At 65.5% G+C, this 2,424-nt stretch carries 2 protein-coding genes; both read right to left on the reverse strand.

The features are described from left to right. Positions 1 to 62 precede the first annotated feature (62 nt). The gene (gene istB, locus B1790_RS32695) at positions 63 to 914 is read right to left on the reverse strand and encodes an IS21-like element helper ATPase IstB (RefSeq protein ID WP_079927433.1); all 852 of its coding nucleotides are present in this window, start codon (positions 912 to 914) and stop codon (positions 63 to 65) included. Further along, positions 911 to 2,287, reverse strand: coding sequence for a DDE-type integrase/transposase/recombinase (locus tag B1790_RS32700; RefSeq protein WP_079927434.1), 1,377 nt, complete (start codon positions 2,285 to 2,287; stop codon positions 911 to 913). The genes istB and B1790_RS32700 overlap by 4 nt, the downstream gene beginning before the upstream one ends. Positions 2,288 to 2,424 lie beyond the last annotated feature (137 nt).

Raw genomic sequence — 2,424 nt, forward strand, 5'->3', positions numbered from 1 at the left:
TGACGGCGCTCATCGAAGTTCCCCAGCGGTGCTCTCTGAAAATCCCCACTTGTGAGCAACCGTCACTGTAGTGGTTGGCGTGTTCCGGTGGTCGTTCGGCGGAGTTTCTCGGCTCGGGCGTTGTGGTCTCGTAGGCGGTAGGAGTCGCCGTCGAGGTTGAGCACAACCGAGCGGTGCAGAAGGCGGTCGAGCATGGCCGCGGCGACGGTGTTGTCGCCGAGGACTTCGCCCCAGGATCCGACGCCACGATTGGTGGTCATCACGATCGATGTCTTCATATAGCGTTGGGAGACAACCTGAAACAGCGCTGCCGCCGCTTCACCGGGCAGCGGGAGGTAGCCCAGTTCGTCGATCACGAGCAGTGTGGGGCCGGCGTAGAACCGCATCGTGGTGGCCCACCTGCCTTCGATCGCTGCCCGATGGCACCGGGCGGCGAGGTCGGCGGCGGTGGTGAAGTAGGTGCGATATCCGGCATGTGCTGCAGCCCTGGCCAATCCGACCGACAGATGGGTCTTGCCGACTCCGGGTGGGCCGATCAGCAGGACGTTGGTTGCGGTCTCGAGGTAGCGGCAGGTGGCCAGTTCCTCGATCACCTTGCGGTCGACTCCGGCTGCGGCGTCGTAGTCGAAATCCTCTAACGAGGCCGGTGTCGGTAGGCATGCGAACCGCAGCCGTCCGGCCAGTCTGCGGGCTTCGGTGGCCTCCACTTCAATCGAGAGCAGTCGGTCCAGGGCTGCGGTCATCGACAGGTCTTGGGCCGCTGCCTGGTCCAGGACCGTTGGCAACGCTTCAGCGGCGTCGTGCAGCTTGAGCACGGCAAGATGTCCGCGCAGGCGTTGATAGAGGCTGGCTGCTTCGGCGGTGTTCGGGGCGGGCAGACGGTCACCGGAATCGGTGGTGGTGCGAGTGGTCATGACAGGGTGTTCCTTCCGCGGGCAGCGCGTTCGTAGACCGACAGGTCGTAGAGCACGGCAGTGGAATCAGATTGTGTTGTGGTGGAGCAGTTCTCATCGAGAGCGCTGTTGGCGGTCGTTGTGCGTCGAAGGGTGGCAGCCGCGGCCAAAGCTTCCGGTCCTGGCGGGATGCGTTCCTTGCGGCGGTGCGGCCCGCCCGTGTTCGCGCCTGCCATCGCGGCTTGTTCCAGGGCGTAGACGTGGCCGTGGTCGCGAACCATGGCCCCGGTCCCGTCGGCGGCCAGGTGATGGCGGGCGATGGTGATGCCCGAGGCGGTCACCACGTCGATGACGTCGGCCCCGAGTACGTGGGTGAGGGTCACGCTTGCCGACGCGAGCTCTGGCGGCACCGAGTACCGGTTGCCACGATAGGAGACCAACGCTTGGCGTGACACCACGCGCTCGGAGGTCAGGATCGCCGGATACGGCCGAGCCGGCATCGGATGCAGACCTTCGCTGCTGGCGACGGTGGCCACCGAGGCTTTACCGTCAGCAGTCGGACGAAGGCGGGCGTCACCGCGAAGCCGACAGAATTCGTCGAGGCGTTCTTGGGCTTGTTCGACTGTCACGCCATCAGGCAGTGTTCTCCACCACCGTTGCGCGGCAGTGTGATTGGACTTCTCCACCACACCCTTACGATTGCCGCGCCGCGGCGGGCAGATCGCCACCGACACCCCGTAGTGCTTGGCCACCCCGGCGAAGCTCGCCGTCACCCGCCCGGACTCCGGGTGACAGACCGTGGCCATCCGATCAAAGCGCCACACCCGGCTCACCCCACCCAGGCCCCGGCAGATCCGGTCGAGGCCGTCGACGACCCGGGGCTGAGTCATCTCCGGCGCCAGGACTCCGCGCCACTTGCCCGAACACGCCAGGGTGCCCACGAACAGGTGCGCCATCGACCCCCATCCCCACGACGCTGGCGGGTCAGGCAGATCCAGCCAATCCCATTGCGTCTCTTCACCTGCCGGGTGATCGATGACGGCGTTGGGTCGCTCCGTCGCGGTCAGGCACGCCTGGCATGTCGGCCGGAGCTTGCGGTCGCGGATCTGGCGGGTCAGCGTCTGATACGACATCGCGTACCCGAGATCCTCGAGTTCATCGCACAACGTCCGCGCCCACAGATGCGGGTCGTCGACCAGCCGGGCGGTCACGTAGGCCAAGAACACCTCGAAGGCATCCACCCCGGAACGTTTGCGCACGCCGGGGGTTCGGGTGCCGTTCAGATAAGCCCGGACCGTCTTGCGGTCACGTCCGGTGTGTCGGGCGATCGCCGAGATCGACCAGCCTCGTTTACGTAGGGCATGTACTTCCACATCGTCCTCCCATGTCAGCATGAGAAAGCGGGTCTCCTTTGATAGCCGATGCGTGGTCAGAGACCATCAGCTTCAAGGGAGACCCGCCCCCGTTGGCGGTGCCACACAGGTGGGGAATTTCGATGAGCGTTACTGGGGAATTTCAGCGAGCGCCATCA

This window comes from Mycobacterium sp. AT1, from assembly GCF_002043095.1.
In the GTDB taxonomy this organism is placed as follows: Bacteria; Actinomycetota; Actinomycetes; order Mycobacteriales; family Mycobacteriaceae; genus Mycobacterium.

What these genes read in the sequence shown, in the direction of transcription:
- B1790_RS32700 (WP_079927434.1), bottom strand. Translation starts at nt 2,287, where the DNA reads ATGCTGACATGGGAGGACGATGTGGAAGTACATGCCCTACGTAAACGA.
- istB (WP_079927433.1), bottom strand. Translation starts at nt 914, where the DNA reads ATGACCACTCGCACCACCACCGATTCCGGTGACCGTCTGCCCGCCCCG.